The organism is Microbulbifer aggregans, from assembly GCF_001750105.1.
GTDB classification, from domain to species: domain Bacteria; phylum Pseudomonadota; class Gammaproteobacteria; order Pseudomonadales; family Cellvibrionaceae; genus Microbulbifer; species Microbulbifer aggregans.
In genome coordinates, this window is sequence record NZ_CP014143.1 from 2,898,492 (window position 1) to 2,921,526 (window position 23,035).

Here is a 23,035-nt window from a genome sequence, read left to right on the forward strand (position 1 = left end):
GACTAGAGTGCGCGGATCCCTAGCCAGTTCCGCACATCGGAGTAGCGGAAGACCGGCCCGTTCTTGCAAATGAAATTCGGGCCCCACTGGCAGTGGCCGCACAGCCCGGTACCGCACTTCATGTTGCGCTCCATGGAAATGTAGATGTCAGCGGGCGAAACCCCTCTCTCCATGAGGACCTGGATAGAAAATCGCATCATCGCCTCGGGCCCGCAAAGGAATGCAACGCAGCCTTTGGGATCGAAATCTGCACTGCTCACGGGTTTGGTAATCACGCCGATATTGCCGTGCCAGGATGGGTCTGCGTGATCCACGCTCAGCTGCACTTCCATCTCTCGGTTCCAGGCTTCAAGCTCTGATCGATACAGCATCTCTTCCGGTCGCCGGGCACCGTAAAAGAGCCGGAATCTGGGGATAGGCCGCGGCTTGCTCTGGTTCAGCAGGTGGTAGATGACCGGACGTAGTGGCGCGAGACCCAGACCGCCGGCAATCACGAGAAGCTCCTTGTTGGCCGCTTCGGCCAGGGGCCAGCCACTTCCAAACGGGCCCCTCACCCCGATCTCTTCACCCTCACGCAGCCTTGCGAGGGCCGAGGTGACCATCCCGCGGGTACGGATGGTATGTACGGTATGGCTGCGACCCGGCAACGCCTGGCCGCTCATCGAGATCGCTACCTCGCCGGCGCCAAAGGCGTAGAGCATGTTGAATTGGCCAGGGCTAAAGTCGTGGCTTACGACATCTTCCCCGTTGGGGGCGAGATGGACGGTGAAAGCCCCTGGATATTCCTCCGTCCGTCGTTCGATACGATAGATGCGAGGGATCACGTTGCCCCCGGGTTTGCCGGTGGCCTGTCTCCGTACAGATCCAGCAACTGTATCCGAGCCTCCTTGAGTCGCGCAGTGGTGATACGGGCAAAACGCTTCAGCAGCTCGAAGCCCAGCGCAGGCTCCGCCTCGCATTTTTCCCGCAGGCACTTGCCATTCAGTCGGATTGCATGGACGGTGTCCTGTGCCCTGGCGTCGAATGTCCACTCATACGGGGGGAATAACCATGACCACCCAAAGATATCTCCGCCTTCCAGTGTCTGCAGACAAAGCGCGCCATGGTTTGGCACAAAGGTTTCCACCGCGACGCGACCACTGCGAATGAGGAAGAAGTAGTCGGCAGGCTCGCCCTCCCGTGCGAGGTAATCACCAGACTGAAAGACACTGTTCTCCCCGCACCCGGCAATAAAGTTCTGCTGCTCCCTGGGCAGCCCCTGGAAGAAACCATGTTCCTGCAAGCGTTCGGCGATCGTTTTCACTCGGCTTCCAGCTCTCTGATACGGGCAACCTGTTCTGTCAGGTCGATACCGACCGGGCACCAGGCAATACAGCGCCCGCACCCGACACAGCCGGACGAATCGAACTGGTCGTGCCATGTGGCCAGTTTGTGACTCATCCACTGACGGTAGCGGGAACGGGTATCCGGCCTCACCGCGCCGCCACTGATGTAGCTGAAGTCGCCAGTAAAGCATGAATCCCAGCGCTCCCGCCGTTCAGCCTGCTGACCTTCGAGGTCCGTGCGGTCTTCTACCGTGGAGCAGAAGCATGTAGGGCAAACCAGGGTGCAATTGGCGCACGACAGGCAGCGCTCTGCGACTTCGTCCCAGGCGGGGCTTTCGAGGTTGCGATAGAGCAGCTCTTTCAGGTCGCTGCTGTCAAAACTGCGCGGTCCGGCCTCCAGCGTCTCTACCGTTTTCTGGATGGCTTGCTCGGCCAACTCCAGCTGCCTGGCATTAGCTGGCACAACCGGAAGCTTGCCAAGAATCTGACTACCCCGGTAGGAGTCACTGCCAATAAGAAAATAGTGGTCTTGCCCGTCAATGACTTCGGTCATGGCCAGATCGCTGCTTAGCGTCACCGCAGGTCCGGTTTCCATCGAGGAGCAGAAGCAGGTCGCGGCCGCTGAGGTGCAGTTGACCGCGATGGTGAAAACATTGGCCCGCCGATTGACGTAACTGTCGTTGCGATAGTGGTCATCGATAAAAACGCGGTCCTGTATGGCCATGGCATGCAGTTCGCAACTGCGCACGCCCAGAAATGCAACAGCTGGCGCTTCATCCACGATTTCTGTCACCTGGATCCCGTTATCGGTACGCCGTGCACGCCACACCTGCCTGTCGGGCAGTTGCAGGTATTGTTTCCAGGAGTGAGGTCCTACGGCAAAGCCGAAGAAGGCGCTGTCGTTGCGGCGCCTCGTGCGGTAGTGCCCCTTCTCCTGTTCGTCGGTCCAGCCCCGCGGGAGTTCGCTTGCGCTATTGACTTGTCCGTAGACGATCGCGCCTTCGCGAGGGACTGGGCCCACGACCTGATAGCCCTCATCGCGGACCACCTGAATCAGTGTGTCGAGATCGTCTGCCTGCAGTACAAAGTTGTACACCTTGGTGGCACCCCCTGGCTGAATCCTGCGCGTAAAGAATCAATCTGGTTGGTTGCCCACAACCAGGGCCTTCTATTATTGAGGCTGATTGTAGAAAGCGGCAGCCCAGAGCGAGAGGAGACTGGCGACAATGTCAGAACAGGGACGACATGAAGCATTGACGCGGACAGTGACTGAAAAACTGCGCAATGATAGAACGGTGACAATTCGACCGATGGATAGTGGTGACCTGGAGCTGGAGCGGGAATTCATCACCAATCTGTCAGCAGAGTCGCGACATTTCCGTTTTCTCGGCGGTGTTGGCAAACCGAGCCAGCAAATGCTGGAAGCCTTAACGGATATCGACCACGAGCAGCGGGAAGCTTTTATCGCCATCGCTGAGGATGACTCCAAAGAGAAAGAAGTCGGCGTCTCCCGCTACGCGCTGGATCCTGACGGTCAATCAGCAGAATGCGCGGTGGTTGTTGCTGATGACTGGCAGAAAGCGGGGCTCGGCACTCTGCTACTCAATCGCCTGGTCGAGTCGGCCCGGGCCCGGGGCATCCCCCTTCTCTACTCCATTGATTCAGCGGAGAATCACAAACTGCAGGAAGTGGCGAGGAATATGGGATGGCAGTGCAAGGTGGACCCTGACGATCACACTCAGGTGATCTACACAATGCGCCTCTAGTGCGGTTGAAGCGTGCCACCCTTGCTTTTGCTCCATACTCCCTGACCGAATCCCCCGCTCGTGGCTGCCCCGCCCGCACGGCGAGCGGGGCGCGCCTGTGGCGTAGCGTGGACCTTTAAACATTAAGCCTGGCGGTGACCCATATGTCTGCACCACAGCGATTTATCCGCTGGTTCGCGGATACCTCTCTTGATGATATTGCTGCCGTCGGTGGCAAGGCCGCGTCTCTGGGTGAGATGTACCAGAGCCTTGCCTCACAGGGGATCCGGGTTCCCAATGGTTTCAGCGTCACTGCAGACGCGTATCGGGCCGTGCTGGATGCGGCGGATCTATGGGAACCATTGCGGTCGCTCATACAAAAAGCTGGGAACGGGGAAGAGCGGCAGTTAGGCGAAATTGGCGCCGCCGCACGCAAGTTGGTCTACGAGGCAGGACTTCCCGAACCAGTCAGGCTGGAAATTGCAGACGCCTACAAGACCCTTTGCGCAGAATATGGCGCGGAGCTCAGGGTTGCGGTACGCAGCTCGGCCACTGCCGAGGACCTGCCTTCGGCGAGCTTCGCCGGCCAACACGAAAGCTTCCTCAATATCGGTAATCTGGATGGCCTTCTGGATGCCTGCCGACGCTGCTTTGCCTCGTTGTTTACCGACCGCGCGATCAGTTATCGGGAGCGCAATGGTTTTGATCACCTGAAGGTCTATCTGGCCATCGCCGTAATGAAAATGGTGCGGGCCGACCGGGCCTCTAGCGGCGTCATGTTTACGCTGGATACCGACACCGGCTTTCGCGATGTGGTCTTTATCAATTCGGCCTATGGACTCGGAGAGAATATTGTCCAGGGAACCGTTGATCCAGACGAGTTCTACGTCCACAAGCCCACGTTCGCACAGGGACATCGCTGTGTTTTGCGTCGTCATCTGGGTGCCAAGCAGAAGATGCTCACCTGCGACGAAAATCCTAACAGTCAGGAGCTCCATAATCTGGACACACCGGCAGAGCGCGGCCAGCGATATAGTCTCAGCGACGATGAGGTGCTGGTCCTGGCGGATTATGCGCTAAAGACTGAAGCCCACTACAGCCAGCAGCGTGGCGAAGATTCCCCAATGGATATCGAGTGGGCCAAGGACGGGGATGATCACCAGCTGTATCTACTACAGGCACGTCCGGAGACGGTCGCATCCCAGACGCCGCGCAATCAACTGAAGCGATTCCGTTTTGCCACAAAGCCAGATAAAGCCTCCCTTCTCGCCTCCGGGCGCGCAATCGGTACTGGTATCGCCAGTGGGCAGCTTCGGCGAGTCGACAATGCTGCCGGCCTGGCAGACTTCCGCGATGGGGAAGTGCTTTACGCAGAGAGCACGAGCCCCGACTGGGGTCCGGCGATGCGACGCGCGAGCGCTTTGATTACGGAACGAGGCGGACGAACCTGCCACGCTGCGATTGTGGCGCGGGAATTCGGCATCCCGGCGGTAGTGGGGATCGGGAATGCTGGCGGAGCCTTGCCTGCCGGTGAGCCCGTCACCGTCACTTGCGCTGAGGGCGATGTTGGAAAGGTTTTCGATGGCGAGATTCCCTATGAGGTCAGTACCATCGCGCTGGACGATGTGCCGCGGACCAGGACCAGGATGATGATCAACCTGGGCAGCCCGGACCAGGCCTTTCGGCTAAGCGCCCTGCCCTGTGACGGCGTTGGACTGGCGCGGATGGAGTTCATTGTCAACGAGCACATCAAGGCCCACCCGATGGCGCTCGCGCACCCCGAGCGGGTCGACGATCCGGACGCACAGGCGGCGCTCGCCGCACTCACCAGCAATCACAGCTCCGGCGCGGACTTTTTTATCGAAAAGCTATCAGAGGGCATTGGTACCATTGCTGCTGCCTTCTACCCGCGCCCTGTGATTGTGCGGACCTCGGATTTCAAGACCAACGAATACGCGCGGCTGATTGGTGGTGGTGGCTTCGAGCCCCACGAGGAAAACCCGATGCTGGGATTCCGCGGGGCGTCGCGCTACGCCCATGAGGCCTATGCCGATGGCTTTGCGTTGGAATGCGCGGCCCTGAAACGAGCACGGGAGGAAATGGGGCTCAGCAACATCAAGGTGATGATCCCCTTCTGTCGCAGGGTCGGTGAAGGCGAACAGGTCGTGCAGACGATGAGAGCGCATGGGCTCAAGGCCGGTGAAAATGACCTTGAGATCTACGTAATGTGTGAAATTCCCAATAACGTCGTACAGATAGATGCCTTCAGTCAGGTTTTTGATGGCATTTCCATTGGCTCCAATGATTTGACCCAGCTGGTTCTCGGTGTAGACCGGGATTCGGACATAGTCGCTTTTGATTTTGATGAGCGGGATGCAGGGGTAATGGAAATGATGAAACAGGCGATCGAGGGTGCCCATCGAAACGACATTCCTGCTGGTATCTGCGGGGAGGCTCCATCCAATTATCCGGAAGTGGCGGAGTTCCTGGTGCGTCAGGGCATTGACTCCATCAGCCTCAGTCCGGATGCGCTCTTAAAGACGCTCGAGCGAGTGGCGGCCCTGGAGCGGGATCTGTGACGATTTGTTCCACACACACTCATCCTGAAACAACGCCTTTAGCTGGTTGATTGGCGTGGGTCGACCTGAAGTCGGCTGTGGCGCCCTGAAACGAGCAGTAGCAGCTCCATGGCAGCGAGCTGCAGCAGGGCGATCATCAGTAACGTTACCCAGTGCCCCGCACTGACGGGGTTCACGCCGAGAACAGTCTGCATCAGTGGTGAGTACATGGCCGCGATATGCAGACCCTGCGCCGCGAGCGTGCCCAGCAGCAGGACCTGGTTGCTGAACAGTGGATGGCGAAAGACCGAGCGGATCTCCGAGCGGCTGTTAAAAACCTGCACATTTTCAAACAGTACCATCAGTAAAAGGACGCTATTGCGGGCCGACTCCACACTCCAGCCCTGTTCGAGCAGCCAGACAAAAGTCAGGAATGCGAGGCCTCCCATCACCAGCCCGGAGAGGATGACGCGCCTCAGCATCAGTGGATCAAACATGGATTCCCGTGGTGGCCGGGGAGGCTTTTTCATCTCATCCCCCTCCCCTGGCTCCAGTGCAAGCCCGATACTCTGTATGCTGTTGGTAACCAGGTTGAGCCAGAGCAGTTGTACCGGCGTAAGCGGTAGCGGTAAACCAAAGGCCGTGGACAGGATGAACAGCACCACTTCTGCAGCGCCGGTGGAGATCAGGAAAAAAATCACTTTGCGGATATTTCGGTAAGCGATGCGGCCCTCTTCGACGCCAGAAACTACAGAGGCAAAATTGTCATCCGTCAACAGCAGATCCGCGGAAGCTTTGGCAACCTCGGTGCCGCGTTGACTCATTGCTACACCCACGTGGGCGCTGCGCAGCGCAGGGGCGTCATTGACCCCGTCCCCGGTCACAGCGACGAACTCTCCCTGGCGCTGTAGGGATTGCACGATCGTGAGCTTCTGCTGCGGTGAGACTCGGGCGTACACATTCGCGCCTGCAGTGAGCGCGTCAACGGCCTTTTTGCCTTTTTGTTCGGCCGTGTCCAGTTCGGGCCCAGTCACTGGCTTCGAGCTGTCATCAGCCATCCCTAGTTCACGGGCGATACTCAGCGCCGTGTGGGGATGATCACCGGTGAGCATGCTCACCCGAATGCCGGCGTCCTTGCAGGCGCTCACTGCTCGGGTTGCCTCAGGCCGCAGGGGGTCGACCATGGCTACCAGGCCCAGCAGGCACAGGTCGTGTAAATGGTTTTTCAGGTCTTCCGGTGAGCGCGCATTCAGGCCCGACTGTCGCCCCTCGGCAATGGCCAGTACCCGCGCCCCACGCTGCGCCAATTGCTGCATCATGGTAACGGCTTTGCTTTCATCCAGGGGGGTATCACCATCGGCCGCGGCCATCAGGCTGCACATCGGCAGCAGTTTTTCGAGTGCGCCTTTGACGCAGATCAGCTGCCCCTCATCCTCCTGGTGCAGTGTGGCGGCATATCCGAGAGCTGGTTCATAGTGCACCTGCGTATCAAGTGGATAGCGTTCCAGCAGTTCGAGGCGGGTATGCCCGCTGACGTAAGCCATCATCAGCAGTGCCTGGTCGACAGTGTCTCCGGTTGCCTGCCACTCGCCATTTTCCAATGGATAGATCTCGGCTTCGTTGCACAGCGCGGATGCCCTTACCAGTCGCCCGAGCCTTGAATGAAAGTCTACGTGCGGTCGGCGCCTGTTGCGTTGCGCTGCTTCGTCAGAGGGCCCGCCGGTATCGGCAATCCGCACTGTCTCTTCATCCAGAAAGGCCACCTCACTTGCGGTGAGTTGGTTTCTGGTCAGGGTGCCAGTCTTGTCTGCTGCGATCACTGTGCAAGAGCCGAGACTCTCCACCGCCACCAGTTTGCGCACGATCACATGGCGGCGGACCATGCGTCGGGTAGCGACCGACAGCACAATGGTCAAAGCCATTGGCAGCCCCTCGGGGATTGCCGATACGGCGAGCGCGACCACTGTCATGAAAATAAGCAGCGGCGGCGTATCCCGCAAGAGTTCAATGCCGGCCAGCACCGCGACAACAAAAAGCAACGCAATCGTAAGCTTCTTACTGAACCGCTCGATGCGTTGAACGAGCGGTGGTTTGACTTCCTCTGCAGCCTGCAGGCTCAGGCTCAAACGTCCCATTTCGGTCTGTAGTCCTGTGGCAGTGACCAATCCGCGGGCTCTCCCACTGGTAACGAGGCTGCCCGCGAAGCACTGGTTGTTCCGGTCCGCGACCGGCGCTTTCAGCGTGCAGATGGCTTCTGCATTTTTATCGACCGGTAACGATTCACCGGTTAATACCGATTCATCGATTTCAAGGCCCTCGGCTGCCAACAGGCGCAGGTCTGCGGGCACCCGATCGCCCGAGGCGAGCATAATCAGGTCACCGGGGACGAGGTTCTCGGCGGGTAATTCATGGGGTTCACCATCGCGTATCACCTGCGCCTGGCTCACCATCAGTTTGCGTAAAGCCTGGGCATTCCTGTGGGCGTGGTATTCCTGCAGCGCCCCGATGAGCGCATTGACCAGAAGGATGGCACCGATAAATGAGGCGTCAGCCAGTTCACCGACCAGCAGGGAAACCACCATTGCTGCCAGCAGGACGTAGATCAGGGGGCTGATGAATTGGCGCAGGAACAGGCGCGGAAATCCGGGGAGCCGTGGCGGTGGTAGGCGATTGATGCCATAACTGGCAAGGCGCCTCTCGGCATCCGCACTGGAAAGCCCGAGTGGATCAGTTTTGAGTGCGGCAGTGGCTTCCTCGGCACTTAATGTGTGCCAGGGAATTTGGTCATGGGTTTCGGTCATCAGCTTTTTGGCGTTATAGGGTTGAACCCACCAGGTGATGCTCGCTCACGAAAAGCTCAATGCAACATTAGCACCCCGGTTGTCTGATGGCCGGGATGATCATTATGTCTGACAAAGTTATCGCCAAGCGGAGTGAAGACTGGGAGCTGATTCCCAATCTGCTGGACTATGGCTCGGCCCGGGAGCACTTTACCTGGGAGCATGAGCGGGAACTTCTCCAGGGAGGCAAGGTTCACGGGCTGAACATCGGCTACGAGGCGGTAGACCGTCATGCCAATGGCGAGCGACGGAATCATGTCGCCCTGCGCTGGCTGGACCGGGATGGGGCCGCCACCGACATCACCTACGGTGATCTCCAGCTCCGTACCAACCGTTTCGCCAATGTCCTGCAGCAGCTGGGTGTGGGCCGGAGCGAAAGGGTATTTGCGTTGCTGGGAAGGGTGCCGGCACTCTATGAAACAGCGCTGGGAACCCTCAAAAGCGGTAGTGTTTTCTCACCACTGTTTTCCGCATTTGGACCCGAGCCCCTGCAGTCTCGCCTCTCCATCGGTGATGCCAAAGTGCTGGTCACCAATGTGACGCTCTACAAACGCAAAGTGGCGCCCATCCGCAATGCCCTGCCTCAGCTGGAGCACGTCATCCTCGTTCGAGAAGCCCCTACTCAGCAACTTCCCCCAGACACCCGGGATTTCAACACGTTGATGGATGCTGCTGCGGAAACTTTCAGTGCCGTAGAAACGGCACCGGACGATCCGGCGCTGTTGCATTTCACCAGTGGCACCACGGGCAAACCCAAAGGTGCTATCCATGTCCACGAGGCGGTGCTCGCCCACCACGCCAGTGCACGCCTGGCCCTCGACCTGCATCCGCAGGATGTCTTCTGGTGCACGGCCGATCCCGGCTGGGTAACCGGTACCAGCTACGGGATCATTGCCCCGCTCACCATCGGTGCGACCATGATCGTTGACTGTGAGGAATTCGAGCCAGAACGCTGGTACGGCATTCTTCGCGATCACAAAGTCAGTGTCTGGTACACGGCGCCGACGGCGGTCCGGATGATGATGAAACAGGGCGCGGCGCTGGCGCAAAAATTCGATTTGCCGGCCCTGCGTTTTATGGCCAGTGTTGGCGAGCCACTCAACCCTGAGGCGGTGGTCTGGGGGATGGAGGCCTTTGGCCTGCCGTTTCACGACAACTGGTGGCAAACCGAGACCGGCGGCATCATGATCGCCAATTTTCTCAGCCAGCCAGTCCGGCCCGGTTCGATGGGCCGCCCTCTTCCCGGCATCGAGGCTGCCATTGTTGACGCCGGAGAGGACGGTTCCCTTTCAGTGGTTGAGGAATCCGGTAAGGAGGGAGAGCTGGCGTTGAGGCGGGGCTGGCCCTCGATGTTTCGCGGCTACCTGCACGAAGAAGAGCGCTATCGGCGCTGTTTCCGCGGTGACTGGTATCTTACTGGCGACCTCGCTCGTATGGATGACGACGGTTACTTCTGGTTCGTCGGCCGCGCTGACGATGTGATTAAGTCTGCCGGACACCTGATCGGTCCCTTCGAAGTGGAAAGTGCCCTGATGGAACATCCGTCAGTGGCGGAAGCGGCGGTAATCGGTATGCCTGACCCGGTAGCGATGGAAATCGTCAAAGCGTTTGTCTCTCTCAAACCCGGCGTCAGCGCAAGCGAGGATCTGCAGCGGGAGCTACTGGCTTTCACCCGCAAGCGGCTGGGTCCTGCGGTCGCGCCGAGGGAAATTGCCTTCCGCGACAACCTGCCCAGAACCCGTTCCGGGAAAATCATGCGCCGGCTATTGAAGGCCCGTGAGCTCGGGCTGCCCGAGGGAGATACCTCAACCCTGGAGGGCGGGAAATGAACCGGGAACCGTCTCGATTGAGCCGCAGCCAGGGCCTCCGGTGGCTGAAGGACATGATGCGCATCCGTCGTATGGAAGAGACCTGCGCTGAGCTTTATGGCCAGGAAAAGATCCGCGGCTTCCTGCATCTGTACACCGGTGAGGAAGCGGTAGCCGCCGGTGCTATTCCCGAGCTGGAAGATACCGATGCCTTTGTCGGCACGTATCGCGAGCATGGCCACGCGCTGATGCGGGGAATCTCCATGAACGCCATCATGGCGGAGATGTTTGGCAAAGTGGAGGGCTGCAGTCGTGGCCGTGGTGGCTCCATGCACCTGTTCGACGCCGGGACACGATTCTTTGGTGGCAATGCCATCGTATCGGGAGGGTTGCCCCTGGCGGTCGGTCTGGCGCTCGCCGATCGAATGCAGGACAAGCCTGGCGTCACCGCCTGCTTTTTTGGCGAAGGAGCCGCTGCCGAGGGAGAGTTCCATGAGTCACTCAATCTGGCTGCGCTCTGGCAGCTCCCGGTGCTATTTGTCTGCGAGAACAATCTCTACGCGATGGGAACTGCGCTGGCGCGCTCGGAATCGGTCACCGACATTCACGCGAAAGCAGAAGCGTACGGCATCGACTCGCAGCCAGTGGATGGAATGGATGTCATGTCAGTGAATAGCGCCATCCGTGCGGCCCTGAAAACAGTGCGGGAAAAGCACCGGCCCGGTTTCCTGGAAATGCGCACCTATCGGTTCCGCGCTCACTCCATGTTCGACCCGGAGCTCTACCGCAGCAAGGAAGAGGTCGAGCAGTGGAAGCAGCTTTGCCCTATCGCAACATTGACCGCGCAGCTACAGGCGCAGCAATTGCTGGAAGACCGTGACCTGACGACCCTGGAAGCCTCGGTTGATGCAGAGATTCACGCGGCCGTGGAGTTTGCCGAGGCGGGAAACTGGGAGTCAACGGAAGACTTGTTGCGGGATGTGTACACGGAAGACGCTGTCACCGCGCAAGAACCAATACCCTGACAGAGGTCTGGTTTACCCAGAGGTGCAAACACTAAGGACGCCACGATGAAAACAACCTACCGCGAGGCCATGCGCGCTGCACTCAGGGATGCCCTGAATGGGGACGAGCGTGTATTCCTGATGGGCGAGGATGTCGGTCGGTACGGCGGCTGTTATGCGGTGAGCAAGGGGCTGTTGGAAGAGTTTGGCGAAGAGCGGGTACGGGATACGCCTCTGTCTGAATCCGCATTTGTGGGTGCCGGCATAGGCGCGGCACTGGGAGGCATGCGTCCAATCGTGGAAGTCATGACCGTGAATTTCAGCCTGTTGTGCCTGGACCAGATCGTCAACACGGCCGCAACCCTGCGACATATGTCCGGTGGGCAATTCAGCGTACCCATCGTTGTTCGCATGACCACGGGTGCAGGACGTCAGCTGGCGGCGCAACATTCCCACAGCCTGGAGTGCTGGTACGCCCATGTCCCTGGCCTGCGCGTTATTGCTCCCGCCACACTGGAAGATATGCGAGGCATGCTGAAACTGGCACTGGCCGACCCCGATCCGGTAATCCTTTTTGAGCACAACGCGCTCTACAACCAGGAGGGAGAGCTCGAGGAGGATTGGCATGTCACGGATATCCGACGGGCGGTGGTGCGCCGCAGCGGAAGCGATGTCAGCCTGATCAGTTATGGCGGCAACCTTCACAAGGTACTGGCGGCGGCGGAGGCACTGGCCAAGACGGGGGTCGAGGCCGAAGTCGTGGATTTGCGTTCCCTGCGTCCACTGGACGAAGAAAGCATCCTGGCGTCAGTTCGGAAGACGCACCGCGCCGTCCTGGTGGACGAGGGCTGGCGCACTGGCAGCCTTGCCGGGGAGATCGGCATGCGCATTGCGGAACGCGCCTTTTACGATCTCGACGCGCCATTGGCCCGTGTCTGCACCGAAGAGGTGCCCATTCCCTACCCCAGGCACCTGGAGCAGGCAGCGCTGCCACAGATTGAAAGCATCGTTGAGAAGGTGCATGAGGTGATGGGTCAACATGCCTGAGTTTCGCCTTCCGTCCCTGGGGGCCGATATGGAGTCAGCCACACTTCGGGAGTGGTTCGTACAGCCCGGGGCAGTGGTAAAGAAAGGCGATGTTGTCGCTTCAGTGGAAACCGACAAGGGCATCATCGATATCGAGATACATGAATCCGGCACCATCGCCAAACTGCTGGTGCAGCCGGATGAAAAAGTGCCTGTGGGTGCAGTGCTGGCGACACTGGACAGTGAGCAGGACCTGAAGCCCACAGAGAGGACAATAAAATCTGCAGCCAAACCTGCGCCGCTCGCGATAGCACAAGGTCCCGATAAAGATGCCGGGTTAACTTCTGAGCCTGAGCCTGAGCCTGAACTAGAGAGACTACGGATATCACCGCTTGCACGTCGGCGTGCCCGCGAACTGGCGGTGGATCCGGCTTCGGTTACCGGCAGTGGGCCGGATGGCGCCATTACACTGGAGGATATCGAGCGCTATGCCGGTCCCGCCGCACCGCCGGAGCCGAAGGAGGCGGGTATGCGGCGGGCGATCGCTGCTGCCATGAGCCGCTCGAAGCGTGAGATACCCCATTATTACCTCTCGACGAGTATCGACGTGACCGGAATGTTGGCATGGCTGCAGGAGCGGAACGCCAAAAAGGGTGTCGAGGAACGCATGCTGTACGTTATTCCGCTCCTTAAAGCTGTGGCCGGAGCCTTGAAAAAAGTTCCAGAGCTGAATGGCCACTATCGCAATGCTGCACCAGAGATATCCGCTGAATTGCACCTCGGTGTCGCCATCTCTCTGCGCTCCGGCGGTCTCGTAGTCCCTGTGCTGCGTGGGGTTCAGGACAAACCCCTGGACAGTCTGATGCCGGATTTCGCGGATCTGGTCAATCGGGCTCGCACTGGCCATCTTCGTAGCTCGGAAGTCGAGGGTGCCACCATTACAATATCGAGCCTTGGTGATCAGGGTGTGGAAGTTGTCTTTCCGGTTATCCATCCCCCGCAGCTTGCCATTGTCGGATTCGGGTCTGTAGCTGAGAGAGTGCGTCCAGTCGATGGGAAACCCGCAGTCCGGCAAATCATTTGCGCCAGCCTGGCCGCAGACCATCGCGCCAGTGATGGGCATCGCGGTGCAATCTTCCTGGCCGAGATAGACCGGTTGCTACAGGAGCCGGAAAAACTATGACGCGGAATGAAATCAGCAGTTTGGTGCTGGAGAAACTGCTGCAGGTGGCACCGGACATTGATCAGAATGCACTCGCCCCGGATATTCCGGTGCGGGATCAGTATGATTTCGACTCGATGGATTTTCTCAATTTTGTCATCGCCATCGGTCGCGAGTTTCAGATGGATATCCCAGAGCGGGACTATCCAATGCTGCAAAGTGTCAATGGTGCCGTCGACTACCTGGTTGCCAACCTCCATAGCGGAATCTCCGGTGAATAACCAAACATCATGCTGTGCGGTGTCATTCTGCATGCATTCAAGCCGGGGGCTGACAGTCGGCTGCCTGCCAATACCGGTACCGTCGGTGTGCATCGGCCAACGGTTGAATTCGGCCATGGCCTGATGAAGCACAGAAAGGCGGACAGCGAGCCGTCACGATCACTACCACCCCGGTCCCCCTGCTCTGGCTCGCAGTCGAATTTCAGTCTTCTTCTACTGGTGACGTTGCTGCTTTTTGCCGCAGCCAGCTTTCCTCAAGTGTCCTCTGCCGAACAAGCTGAGCCCCGGGTGCTGGAAGTATTTGTTCGCAAAGGATGCCCGCACTGCGCCGCAGCAAAACGGTATCTGCCTTCCTTTGTGCGTGACCGCCCTGACCTCCGACTTGTTTACCGCTCCCTGGATACGGATCCAAGGGCGCGAGAAGACCTCGCTCGTCATTCCCGTCGCGCCGGTGAGTGGCCACCGGGCGTGCCGACATTTGTTATCGAGGGGCGAGTCCTGGTGGGTTTTGTCAGCCCCGAAGTTACCGGCCCGAGACTCGCAGAATTGGTCGATGGTGGAGGTGCCGGCCCGCCGGGAAAGCCCGAAGCGCCGGGGCTCGGTGAACTCAGCGTCTCAAGCCTCGGTCTGCCTCTCTTTACCCTGACCCTGGGGTTGATTGATGGTTTCAACCCCTGTGCCATGTGGGTGCTGCTGTTCCTGCTTTCCCTGCTTGTCAGGCTGCAAGACCGCCGACGTATGGCCCTGATAGCAGGCACCTTCGTACTGGTCAGCGGTGCGGTCTACTTTGCTTTTATGGCCGCGTGGCTAAATCTCTTCCTGCTGGTTGGCTTTTCGTCACTGGTACGCTGGCTGCTGGCAGTCCTCGCACTTGTCATTGGCATACTCAACGTGCGTGATTTCCTGATGCCTGAGGCAGGTCCGAAAGGTTTCACTCTGGCGATTCCGGACTCGGCGAAACCAGGAATCTTCGCCCGGCTGCGCGGAGTGCTGCAGGCCAATACCCTGCTCTCGTCCCTCGTTGGTGTCGCTGTACTGGCCGTTATCGTCAATTTTATCGAGTTGCTCTGTACCGCCGGGCTGCCGGCCATCTATACCTCTGTACTGGCGCAGCAGCAGCTGAGTGCGCCCGCCTATTACGGGTACCTGGGTCTCTATATTCTTGCCTATATCGCGGACGATGCGCTGATGGTGACGATTGCCGTCATTGCTTTGAGTAGCCGCAAACTCTCCATGGGTGCTGGCCGCTGGCTGAAACTGGTCAGCGGGCTAACCATGGTTATGCTCGGTATTGTGATGGTATTTTCGCCGCAGTGGCTCATCTAGATTTTGCGGTGCTTCGGTAGCCTGCTTGCTGGTCTTGATCTATGCCCGGTCAAAAGCAACAGGCGAGCGCATACATCAGCGCCAGGCCCGCGGCAAAATATCCAAAGTGCACTGCAACCCTGCCAAAGCGATCCTGTTGCTTGATTTCGGGGATCAAGTCCGAAGCAGCGATATAGATAAAGTTGCCAGCCCCGAACAGCATGAGCCAGGTTACATCAAACTGACTGGATAGCCCGTAAGCCGCCAGGGCCCCTAACGGGAAGGTGAGCGCAGACAGGAGGTTCCACAGCAGCGCCCGCCGACGGGACCATCCGCCATGCACCAGCACGCCGAAATCTCCGAGTTCCTGCGGTATCTCATGCATCGCTGCAGCAATCCAGGCGGAAAACCCTGCTCGCGGGTCGATGAGAAAAGTGCTGGCAATCGCCAGTCCACCGATCAGGTTGTGTATACCATCGCCAATCAAGATCAGGTAGGTAACCGGCGGTTGATTGGATTTGGGTTCACCGCGGGGGCGGCTGCCCTGATGGGAGTGATGCCAGTGCAACAGTTGCTCCATCAACAGAAAAGCACTGAAGCCGGTCACTACCCATGCCGCCGCTGTCAGAGGTGGCATGCTCGCTACGCCTTCCGGCAACATATGGAAAAAGGCACCGCCCAGTAGTGTTGCCGCAGCCAGTGAGATCAGTGGCAGCAGCAGGCGCTCCAGGGTCTGATCCTTTAATAGAGCCGTGATGCTGCCGATCATCGCTATGGCACTCATCAGGAGACTGCCGAGGATAATCCATCCAAGCTCTCCCAAAGCTACTCCTCCTTCGGCGAAAGCCCGGTGGCATCTGCATTCAGAAGAATGACTTCGATCTCTTCGATGATTTCTTCCTGACGCAGCTGGTTGTCGCGATAAGTGAGTCGTTCCAGTGACTGGTCCAGGTGCCGGACGGCTCCATCGAGGTGACGTGTGCGGCGCTGGTTTTCTGCCATCAAGGACCGGTAGAGAATCTCATGCAGCGTCGCGAACAGGGAGTGGTGGGCAAGTTCTCCCAGCAACTCCGCCGGCGGAAGATAGATCTCGGGAGCATAACCAACGCGCGGCACAGTCGCTGGACGATTCTGGAACGGCGGCAGTAATGTGCGGGTAACCGGCTCCTGAGCGTCGGGATCCTGGTAAATTACCTCTAGCCCCAGAGCGTGTGAGCTCGTGCCCTGACCGGCGAGCACAGCGGTCAGGCGTTTGAGAGCGCCGTCGACCTCCTCCATCAAAGCAGCACCTTCCACTGTCTGCAGTAGTTGCGGATGTCGCTCGACACGGCTGCAGAGTTTGTGTCCGCAGGCCACGAAGCCCTCATAGGTGGGGCCCAGGGTGTCTTCCAGGCTCTGGATTAAGGATTCGTTGAAGTTTCCGCAAAATCCTCGTTCGGAACCGACGACGAGGAGCAACGTTCGCTCCGGTGGTGCAGGCTGGACCCCCGGAAAAAAGCCTAAAAGATCCGCAGCACAATGGTCGATACCTCGTACCACCTGCTGCTGAATCTCGAGAAATCCCCGAAGCCTTCGCGACTCCATGAACGCCAGGGACTGCATGGCACTCATGATCTGGCGCGCCTCGCTCAGGCGGTGTCTGTGACGTGCAAGCTGGTGCCGTTGGCTCAAGACTTCGGTCCCGCGGGTTTCTGTAGCCAGCCTTCGGCCAGTTGCCGCCACTGATCCCTGTCATCATCCAGTGTGAGTCGGCTGCTTTTGATCTGCTTGAGTAACTTGTCCAGGAGCGCTGGTATTTGGGCCTGCTTTACATCATCGAGCAGGCCATCATTGAAGGCGACCATCCATCCCAGCTGAAACTCGATGGGCAACGGGGAGAGCCGGTCCTGCTTCAGAATTTCCCGTAACACTCTTCCGCGCCGGATTGCTCTCTCCATACCTGCCTCGAGCTTGGCGCCGAACCGGGTAAACATCTCCACCTCAAGAAACTGCAGGTAATCCAGCTTCATACGGCCCGCTTCTCGCTTGATTGCCGGGTGCTGCGCGCGACCACCGATACGAGAGACGGACTTACCGATATCAATTGCCGGACGAAAACCGCCGGTAAAGAGCTCGCGATCGAGATAAACCTGACCATCAGTGATCGAAATCAGATTGGTGGGAATGTAGGAGGCAAGCTCACCGAGTTTCGTTTCCACGATGGGAAGCGCAGTCATACTACCGCCGCCATTATCACTATTCAGGCTGGTAGAGCGCTCTAACAGCCCGGCATGAACGGAAAAGATGTCACCGGGAAATGCCTCCCGGCCTGGCGGACGACGAAGCAGCAGGGATAATTCCCGGTAGGTCTTGGCATGGGTCGACAAATCGTCGTAAACCACCAGACTGTGCTGGCCCCGCCGCATCCAGTGTTCGGCAATGCTACAGCCGGCGAATGGCGCCAGATGCTGTAGCCCCGGCAGCGCACTGGCCTCGGCAACGACCACCGTGGTGTATCCTAGGGCACCGGTTTTCCGCAGCAGATTGATAGTGCCGACCACGGTGGAGCGTTTCTGGCCAATCAGGACATAGATACAACGGACCTCCTGCTGCTTCTGATTGACAACTGAGTCCAGAGCCAGGGCGCTGCGGCCGAGTCCTTCATCCCCAACGATGAGCTGCCGCTGACCGCGGCCAATGGGAATCATGGTGTCAAGGATCTTGTTACCGGTGTAGAGGGGTTGGCGAACAAAGTCCCGCTCAATAATCGGCGGGGACCTTCTTAGCAGGAGCGCCCAGCTTGTCCCTTGTGGCGTCCCCTCGCCGTCTAGCGGATTGCCGAGAGGGTCAATTACCCGGCCCAGCAGGGAGTCGCCAACGCCGATACCCAGTGGCTTCTGATTACGCCGTGCCACCGTGCCCGCTGTCAAAGCCTTGGTTTCCTGGAGCAGGACTGCGCCCACCAGTGATGGTGTCAGGTCAAATACAAGTCCACGGCTGCCGTCATCAAAATCCAGCAAATCGTCGATGCCAACACTTGGCAGGCCGGTGACCCAGGCGATACCATCGCCGACCGAAACGACCCGGCCCTGTTCGCTGATACGAAGTTGTGGCAAGTAGTCCTTGAGCCAGTTTTCACGCCTCTCCAGAATCTCACTATTCATGCTCGGCACCTGGAGATGCCACGGCGAGCCGGGCAAAACCCCTGAGTTCATCACGCAGATTCGCACCCAGTTCCCAGGCGCCGAGATTGATACGGAAGCCGGCCAGAAGCTCGGGAGCCTGAACAAAATCGGGACTGACTGGCCTTTGCAGCAGTTCCTCAAGAGCCTGTTTGATCGTGTTACGTTGGTCCTGGCCAAGGGGATAGGCACTGGCAACCTCGACCGTGGCATCTGCCACGCCGATTTCAGAACGCAGGGCCTTCGCCTGTGCTGCTGAAAGGTTGCCGAGACCGTCCAGTAACAGTTGGCTGAACCGGGATTCCAACTCGGGGCCAGCTGACATTGACAGTATTCGCGAGGCGAATTCCCCACCCTGTTTCAGGGCCCGACTTTCCAGCTGGCGCTGCATCTCCAGGTTCTGCTGCTGCTGGAGGTGTTCCAGTTTCCTTTGCTCTTCCCTGAGATCGGCGCGCAGTGCCTTTTCCCGTCGCTGGCGCTCCTCCTGCAGTTCGGACTCCAGCGTATCCCTGGCTTGTTGTTGTTCGTGACGCCAGTCATCCAGCCGCGATTCATACTGCTGCTGCATCTCCTCGGCCTTCGTTTGTGTCGCTTTAGCGTCCGCAATACGGTCCTCAATCGCCTGCTGTCGACGGGCAATCACATCTCTTACCGGGCGGTACAGGAAGTGTTGGAGGATCCAGACCAGAACCAGAAAGTTGAAAATCTCCAGCAGAAAGGTCGACCAGCTGAGTTCCAAGGGTGTCTCCTGTGGTTCAGGACTTCAGCAGGTATTCCAGCAACGGATTGCGGAACAAAATAATCAGCGCTATGACCAGTACATAGATTGCCAGCGACTCGATCATCGCGAGGCCGATGAACAGAGTGCGCATAATGGATTTCTCTGCTTCCGGCTGTCGGGCCAGTGCGTCCAGGGCGCTACTGATAGCGCGTCCCATCGCAAAGGCAGGCCCGAGGACGCCGATCGCAATGGCGAGGGCGACGAATACTGTAGACCCCAGCGTGAACCAGCTGATGTCAGTCATCCCTTTCCTCCTGCCGCAGCTGTCGCAGTTGTTGTGATTGGAGCCCTCCGGCGACATAAATTAGGGCCAGCATGCCGAAAATATAGGCCTGAACCAGTGCCTCGATAATATGCAGCATCAGTATAGGGATCGGGGCAAGGAAGCCAGCTACCAGTAGTATCAATAAAGCTGCCATTTCAAGGCTCATGATGTTGCCGAACAAACGCACCGCTAGAGCGACCGTGCGGGTGATCTCACTAATGATATGAAAAGGAAGCAGGATCGGGCTCGGCGTCAGATAGTGTCGTAAGTAACTTCGCAAGCCCTGGCTGCGTATACCGAACCAGTGCACAGATAGAAAGACCAGGATAGCCAGAGCGGCGGTGGCGGAAAGGTCGCGGGTGGGCGAGTGAACTCCAGGCAGCAAGCCGCAGAGATTGGCGACTACGAGGAAGATCCACAGCGTACCGATAAATGGCAGTAGTAGCCGGACATGCTCTGGCGCTACGGCACGAATAGCGTCCTCGATTGTGACAATGATGCCTTCAGCGACTGCCTGCGCCTTGCCCGGTTGTTCTTTCAGCTGTCTGGACAGCAGCCAGGCGCAGAGAGTCAGTGCGAAAACAATCGCCCAAGTCGTCAAAACTGTGCTGGTGATTGTGACCGGGCCGAGCTGAAAAAGAACCTGGGGTGAAAGGGCGTCATTTTCCATTGCTACTCCTTCAACAGAAAATAGACATTCATTCCGCCTACAACCAGCCCCACAAAGATGAAGCTGAGAGTCCAGCGGGTGGAGTACCCCGTAAATTGGCTGTCAATCCATTGGCCGAGGTACGCACCTGCTACGATTGGAAGGACGAAAACCAGCCCTAGAGTCCCGAGATAAATCGTCTGGGAAAGCAAGGTTGGGCGATCCCGCTCTGCCTGCCTCATTCGCCTGGCTTGCCTTTCGACCCGCTCCCGCAGTTCTTTTTCGTGATTCCGTTTCACCGGATCTCGCTTCCAGTTGAACTCCGCCGTTCCGCCTCCCACAACCTGCGCAGAACGGATTCCTCCATTTTTCGCAGGCTCTCTTTCATATCGCGAAGGCTCTCCTCTTCTGCCACCAACTGTGCCTGAAGTCGTTCGGCGACACGGGCATAGTCGCGGTCGAGCAGAAAGCGGCGGGTGTAGATCTGCAGTTGGTTATCGAGAAAGTAGAGCACCCCGCCGGGGAGTGCCAGATATTGCCAATCGCCGTCCTCAAGGCGGAAGCGACTGAGGCCGAACAGCAGAGAGGTAATCATGCGCACATGACCGGCCAGAATACCGAAGCTGCCACTGGCGTCCTCACCAACAAAGGAGGTCGCAGCCTCAAAGGTCTTCTGTTCGGTTGCAGAAAACAGCTGCAGGCGAAAGGTCTTGACGGCCATAAGTTGATCACCAAACCCGGGCGAGACAAGTAAACTTCACTACGGGCGTGTCGCGGCTATGCATTTTCACATCAATGAGCAGTGTTGCTGATGCTTCCCTGCATATAGCACTGCTCCTCTGTCAGCTCATCCAGTTCACCACGTAAAAACGCCTCGCAGTCTTTGATTGTGTCATCGAGGCTGACACTGATACCGGGTATTCCGGTCTGGGACGTCACGACGTTGAACGGTTGCGTGAGGTAGCGTTGCAGCTTGCGTGCGCGCAAAACGGTCTTCCGATCCTGCTCGGACAGTTCCTCGATGCCGAGCATTGCGATAATGTCCTCAAGTTCCCGATACCGCGCCAGATGCTCCCGTACCCCTTCTGCGATCGCATAGTGCCGGTCGCCAAGTACGTGCCGATCCATGGCACGGCTTCCTGACTGCAGAGGCTCCACGGCGGGATAAATCCCCTTCCCCGCTTGCTCGCGGGACAGCACCACGGACGAGTCCAGATGGCCCAGGATCGCGTCTACTGCCGGGTCGGTCATATCATCTGCCGGTACATACACGGCTTGCACCGAAGTAATGGCGCCTGCGCGGGTCGACAGTATGCGCTCCTGCATCTCCGCCACCTCCGAAATCAGTGTCGGTTGATAACCAACTGTCGCCGGCATACGCCCCAGGAGGCTGGAGATTTCGCTGCCCGCCTGCACAAAACGAAAGATATTGTCCATTACAAACAGCACCTCCCGTTGCATAGTGTCTCGCAAGTACTCTGCGTAACTGAGCGCGGAGAGCCCAACCCTGAAGCGGACGCCCGGCGACTCATCCATCTGCCCGAAGGCCATCAGTGTCTGTTCCATCACGCCCGCTTCACGCATTTCATGCCAGAGTTCATGGCCCTCGCGGATCCGCTCGCCGACGCCGGCAAAGACCGAAACTCCCTGATGCAGAGCGGCAACCGCATGCATGAACTCCATGATCAGCACGGTCTTGCCTACGCCCGCGCCGCCAAACAGGCCGGTTTTGCCACCGCGGACAAAAGGACACAGGAGGTCGATCACCTTGATACCGGTCTGCAACAGGTCACCGGTACCAATGGAATCCCACAGTGCCGCAGGCGGGGCGTGAACATTACGATAGGCCTCTGCCGCGAGGGGCGGGCCGCCATCGAGTGGTTCGCCAAAGATATTCAGGAGTCTGCCGAGGCACTCGGGGCTCACCGGGATGTGAAGGGGGGCGCCGGTATCGTAGACCGCCATGCCCCGACGCAAACCGCTAGTCTGGTGCAGCGTGATTGCTCGGACATGGCGCTGGTCAACATGTTGATGCACTTCAAACAGGCAGGAATCACCATCGAGCGGCGTCAACAGTGCCTGATGCAGTGGTGGTAGGAACTGGCATTCGATAGTCACCACCGGGCCGTGAACTTCGCTGATCACCCCGATCGCTTGCTTATCGGTTGTTTCCGCTGAGCCTGAGGCTCCCATCTGGCATATCCCTCCTTCAGGGGTAAGGGATAAACTCCTGTTCGTCACCGGGCACCTTTGCGAATCGGCCATCCCGCCAGTCCTGGATCGCTTGATCAATTCGCTCACGGCGGCTGGAGACAAAGTTCCAGTCTATGAAGCGGTCGCCCAGATGCTCTCCACCGACGATGGCGATACGGCTCGGTTTTACCGCCTCTATTTCGACTCCCTCAGTATCCTTGAGGATCGCCATCGCGTACGCAGGAATGCGATTGTCACGGGCGCGGACTTCACCATCGGCGACGTAGATGGCGCGCTCCTCTCCTGATGGTATCGACAATTTCTGTCCGGTTTGCAGGTGCGCCTCAACGTAGAGTGTTTTGGCGAATGTCTTGACCGGTGAGGTGACGCCGTAAGCGCTCCCCATCATGACACGAACCGGTACGCCATCCACCTCCACGGCGGGAATGTCAGCAGAGGGATAGTGATGGAATTCGGGTGGGCACTCTTCCTCTTCTTGCGGCAACGCCAGCCACAACTGCAGCCCGTGCAGCCGATGTGGCAGGCTGCGCACTTCGTCTCGCTCCCTCTCCGAGTGAACGATACCCGAACCTGCCACCATCAAGTTGATGTCGCCCGGCCGGATGGACTGCAGGCTGCCAAGCGAATCCCGGTGAAGGATTTCCCCCTCAAAAAGGTAGGTCACCGTTGCAATATTGATATGGGGATGTGGGCGGACGTTGATCCCCTGCCCGGCCGGGAAGTCCGCTGGGCCCATATGATCAAAGAAAATCCAGGGGCCAACCATTCTCCGTTCACGGGCAGGGAGTACACGCCTGACGGAAAAGCCACCGAGATCCCGCTCCCTGGGCTCGATAATCAGGTCCACGGCGTCACAGCCCTGAACGATGTCGCACTGCTGTTCCACTTCCCGGGTCAGGTTGCTCACCTTC

General features: G+C 58.6%; 22 protein-coding genes. 8 read left to right on the top strand and 14 right to left on the bottom strand.

The features are described from left to right. Nucleotides 1–2: 2 nt before the first annotated feature. From AUP74_RS12630 to AUP74_RS12640, 3 genes are read right to left on the bottom strand one after another with little or no spacing between them, the layout of a single operon-like run. Complete coding sequence (locus AUP74_RS12630; protein ID WP_069947886.1) at nt 3–824, bottom strand: FAD/NAD(P)-binding protein; 822 nt, start codon at nt 822–824, stop codon at nt 3–5. Next, entirely contained in the window at nt 821–1,303 is a 483-nt protein-coding gene (locus AUP74_RS12635; RefSeq protein WP_069947887.1) for a cyclic nucleotide-binding domain-containing protein, read from the bottom strand. The genes AUP74_RS12630 and AUP74_RS12635 overlap by 4 nt, the downstream gene beginning before the upstream one ends. Continuing rightward, a complete protein-coding gene (locus AUP74_RS12640; RefSeq protein WP_069947888.1) occupies nt 1,300–2,421 on the bottom strand; it encodes a 4Fe-4S dicluster domain-containing protein in 1,122 nt (373 codons plus the stop codon). Before AUP74_RS12640 ends, AUP74_RS12635 begins: the two co-directional genes overlap by 4 nt. Nucleotides 2,422–2,620: 199 nt before the next feature. Here AUP74_RS12640 and AUP74_RS12645 point away from each other — a divergent pair, with 199 nt between their 5' ends. Continuing rightward, nucleotides 2,621–3,091, top strand: coding sequence for a GNAT family N-acetyltransferase (locus AUP74_RS12645; protein ID WP_226999789.1), 471 nt, complete (start codon nt 2,621–2,623; stop codon nt 3,089–3,091). Between the two features lie 143 nt (nt 3,092–3,234). Then, nucleotides 3,235–5,649, top strand: a complete 2,415-nt coding sequence (gene ppsA / locus AUP74_RS12650) for a phosphoenolpyruvate synthase (RefSeq protein WP_069947890.1) — start codon at nt 3,235–3,237, stop codon at nt 5,647–5,649. A gap of 38 nt (nt 5,650–5,687) precedes the next feature. Here ppsA and AUP74_RS12655 read toward each other — a convergent pair whose 3' ends face one another. Continuing rightward, nucleotides 5,688–8,429, bottom strand: coding sequence for a cation-translocating P-type ATPase (locus AUP74_RS12655; protein WP_069947891.1), 2,742 nt, complete (start codon nt 8,427–8,429; stop codon nt 5,688–5,690). Nucleotides 8,430–8,533: 104 nt separating this feature from the next. Between AUP74_RS12655 and acsA the strand changes: the two genes are divergently transcribed. The 6 genes from acsA to AUP74_RS12685 all read left to right on the top strand — a co-directional run bounded on the left by acsA (nt 8,534) and on the right by AUP74_RS12685 (nt 15,075). After that, on the top strand, nt 8,534–10,297 hold the full coding sequence (gene acsA, locus AUP74_RS12660; protein WP_069948877.1) for an acetate--CoA ligase: 1,764 nt from the start codon (nt 8,534–8,536) through the stop codon (nt 10,295–10,297). Next, a complete protein-coding gene (gene pdhA / locus AUP74_RS12665; protein WP_069947892.1) occupies nt 10,294–11,301 on the top strand; it encodes a pyruvate dehydrogenase (acetyl-transferring) E1 component subunit alpha in 1,008 nt (335 codons plus the stop codon). Before acsA ends, pdhA begins: the two co-directional genes overlap by 4 nt. Before the next feature lie 45 nt (nt 11,302–11,346). Further along, on the top strand, nt 11,347–12,327 hold the full coding sequence (locus tag AUP74_RS12670) for an alpha-ketoacid dehydrogenase subunit beta (protein WP_069947893.1): 981 nt from the start codon (nt 11,347–11,349) through the stop codon (nt 12,325–12,327). After that, nucleotides 12,320–13,489: a dihydrolipoamide acetyltransferase family protein gene (locus AUP74_RS12675; protein WP_069947894.1), complete on the top strand. Its 1,170-nt coding sequence runs from the start codon at nt 12,320–12,322 to the stop codon at nt 13,487–13,489. Before AUP74_RS12670 ends, AUP74_RS12675 begins: the two co-directional genes overlap by 8 nt. Next, the gene (locus AUP74_RS12680; RefSeq protein ID WP_069947895.1) at nt 13,486–13,749 is read left to right on the top strand and encodes an acyl carrier protein; all 264 of its coding nucleotides are present in this window, start codon (nt 13,486–13,488) and stop codon (nt 13,747–13,749) included. The genes AUP74_RS12675 and AUP74_RS12680 overlap by 4 nt, the downstream gene beginning before the upstream one ends. Before the next feature lie 123 nt (nt 13,750–13,872). Continuing rightward, complete coding sequence (locus AUP74_RS12685; RefSeq protein WP_083261129.1) at nt 13,873–15,075, top strand: glutaredoxin family protein; 1,203 nt, start codon at nt 13,873–13,875, stop codon at nt 15,073–15,075. Between the two features lie 49 nt (nt 15,076–15,124). Here the strand turns inward: AUP74_RS12685 and AUP74_RS12690 are convergent, their stop codons facing one another. From AUP74_RS12690 to AUP74_RS12735, 10 genes are all read right to left on the bottom strand, one after another. Continuing rightward, nucleotides 15,125–15,877 carry a ZIP family metal transporter gene (locus AUP74_RS12690; RefSeq protein ID WP_145924398.1) on the bottom strand — a complete coding sequence of 251 codons (753 nt, stop codon included), beginning with the start codon at nt 15,875–15,877 and terminating at the stop codon, nt 15,125–15,127. A 2-nt stretch (nt 15,878–15,879) separates the two neighbouring features. Next, entirely contained in the window at nt 15,880–16,725 is an 846-nt protein-coding gene (locus tag AUP74_RS12695; protein ID WP_069947896.1) for a F0F1 ATP synthase subunit gamma, read from the bottom strand. After that, entirely contained in the window at nt 16,722–18,197 is a 1,476-nt protein-coding gene (locus AUP74_RS12700; RefSeq protein WP_069947897.1) for a F0F1 ATP synthase subunit alpha, read from the bottom strand. Before AUP74_RS12700 ends, AUP74_RS12695 begins: the two co-directional genes overlap by 4 nt. Next, nucleotides 18,190–18,954 carry a F0F1 ATP synthase subunit delta gene (locus AUP74_RS12705; RefSeq protein WP_069947898.1) on the bottom strand — a complete coding sequence of 255 codons (765 nt, stop codon included), beginning with the start codon at nt 18,952–18,954 and terminating at the stop codon, nt 18,190–18,192. Before AUP74_RS12705 ends, AUP74_RS12700 begins: the two co-directional genes overlap by 8 nt. A gap of 16 nt (nt 18,955–18,970) precedes the next feature. Then, a complete protein-coding gene (atpE, locus tag AUP74_RS12710) occupies nt 18,971–19,240 on the bottom strand; it encodes an ATP synthase F0 subunit C (RefSeq protein ID WP_069947899.1) in 270 nt (89 codons plus the stop codon). After that, complete coding sequence (locus tag AUP74_RS12715; protein WP_069947900.1) at nt 19,233–19,931, bottom strand: F0F1 ATP synthase subunit A; 699 nt, start codon at nt 19,929–19,931, stop codon at nt 19,233–19,235. Before AUP74_RS12715 ends, atpE begins: the two co-directional genes overlap by 8 nt. A gap of 2 nt (nt 19,932–19,933) precedes the next feature. Continuing rightward, complete coding sequence (locus AUP74_RS17570) at nt 19,934–20,152, bottom strand: AtpZ/AtpI family protein (RefSeq protein WP_083261130.1); 219 nt, start codon at nt 20,150–20,152, stop codon at nt 19,934–19,936. Nucleotides 20,153–20,205: 53 nt separating this feature from the next. Continuing rightward, entirely contained in the window at nt 20,206–20,631 is a 426-nt protein-coding gene (locus AUP74_RS12725) for a F0F1 ATP synthase subunit delta/epsilon (RefSeq protein ID WP_069947902.1), read from the bottom strand. Nucleotides 20,632–20,702: 71 nt separating this feature from the next. Next, nucleotides 20,703–22,103 carry a F0F1 ATP synthase subunit beta gene (atpD, locus tag AUP74_RS12730; protein ID WP_069947903.1) on the bottom strand — a complete coding sequence of 467 codons (1,401 nt, stop codon included), beginning with the start codon at nt 22,101–22,103 and terminating at the stop codon, nt 20,703–20,705. 16 nt (nt 22,104–22,119) lie between these two features. Further along, a complete protein-coding gene (locus AUP74_RS12735; protein WP_069947904.1) occupies nt 22,120–23,031 on the bottom strand; it encodes a pirin family protein in 912 nt (303 codons plus the stop codon). Nucleotides 23,032–23,035 lie beyond the last annotated feature (4 nt).

Coding starts and splice junctions, on each gene's coding strand:
- ppsA (WP_069947890.1), top strand. CDS start 3,235: ATGTCTGCACCACAGCGATTTATCCGCTGGTTCGCGGATACCTCTCTT.
- AUP74_RS12655 (WP_069947891.1), bottom strand. CDS start 8,429: ATGACCGAAACCCATGACCAAATTCCCTGGCACACATTAAGTGCCGAG.
- acsA (WP_069948877.1), top strand. CDS start 8,534: ATGTCTGACAAAGTTATCGCCAAGCGGAGTGAAGACTGGGAGCTGATT.
- pdhA (WP_069947892.1), top strand. CDS start 10,294: ATGAACCGGGAACCGTCTCGATTGAGCCGCAGCCAGGGCCTCCGGTGG.
- AUP74_RS12670 (WP_069947893.1), top strand. CDS start 11,347: ATGAAAACAACCTACCGCGAGGCCATGCGCGCTGCACTCAGGGATGCC.
- AUP74_RS12675 (WP_069947894.1), top strand. CDS start 12,320: ATGCCTGAGTTTCGCCTTCCGTCCCTGGGGGCCGATATGGAGTCAGCC.
- AUP74_RS12680 (WP_069947895.1), top strand. CDS start 13,486: ATGACGCGGAATGAAATCAGCAGTTTGGTGCTGGAGAAACTGCTGCAG.
- AUP74_RS12685 (WP_083261129.1), top strand. CDS start 13,873: ATGAAGCACAGAAAGGCGGACAGCGAGCCGTCACGATCACTACCACCC.
- AUP74_RS12700 (WP_069947897.1), bottom strand. CDS start 18,197: ATGAATAGTGAGATTCTGGAGAGGCGTGAAAACTGGCTCAAGGACTAC.
- atpE (WP_069947899.1), bottom strand. CDS start 19,240: ATGACTGACATCAGCTGGTTCACGCTGGGGTCTACAGTATTCGTCGCC.
- AUP74_RS12715 (WP_069947900.1), bottom strand. CDS start 19,931: ATGGAAAATGACGCCCTTTCACCCCAGGTTCTTTTTCAGCTCGGCCCG.
- AUP74_RS17570 (WP_083261130.1), bottom strand. CDS start 20,152: ATGAGGCAGGCAGAGCGGGATCGCCCAACCTTGCTTTCCCAGACGATT.
- AUP74_RS12725 (WP_069947902.1), bottom strand. CDS start 20,631: ATGGCCGTCAAGACCTTTCGCCTGCAGCTGTTTTCTGCAACCGAACAG.
- atpD (WP_069947903.1), bottom strand. CDS start 22,103: ATGGGAGCCTCAGGCTCAGCGGAAACAACCGATAAGCAAGCGATCGGG.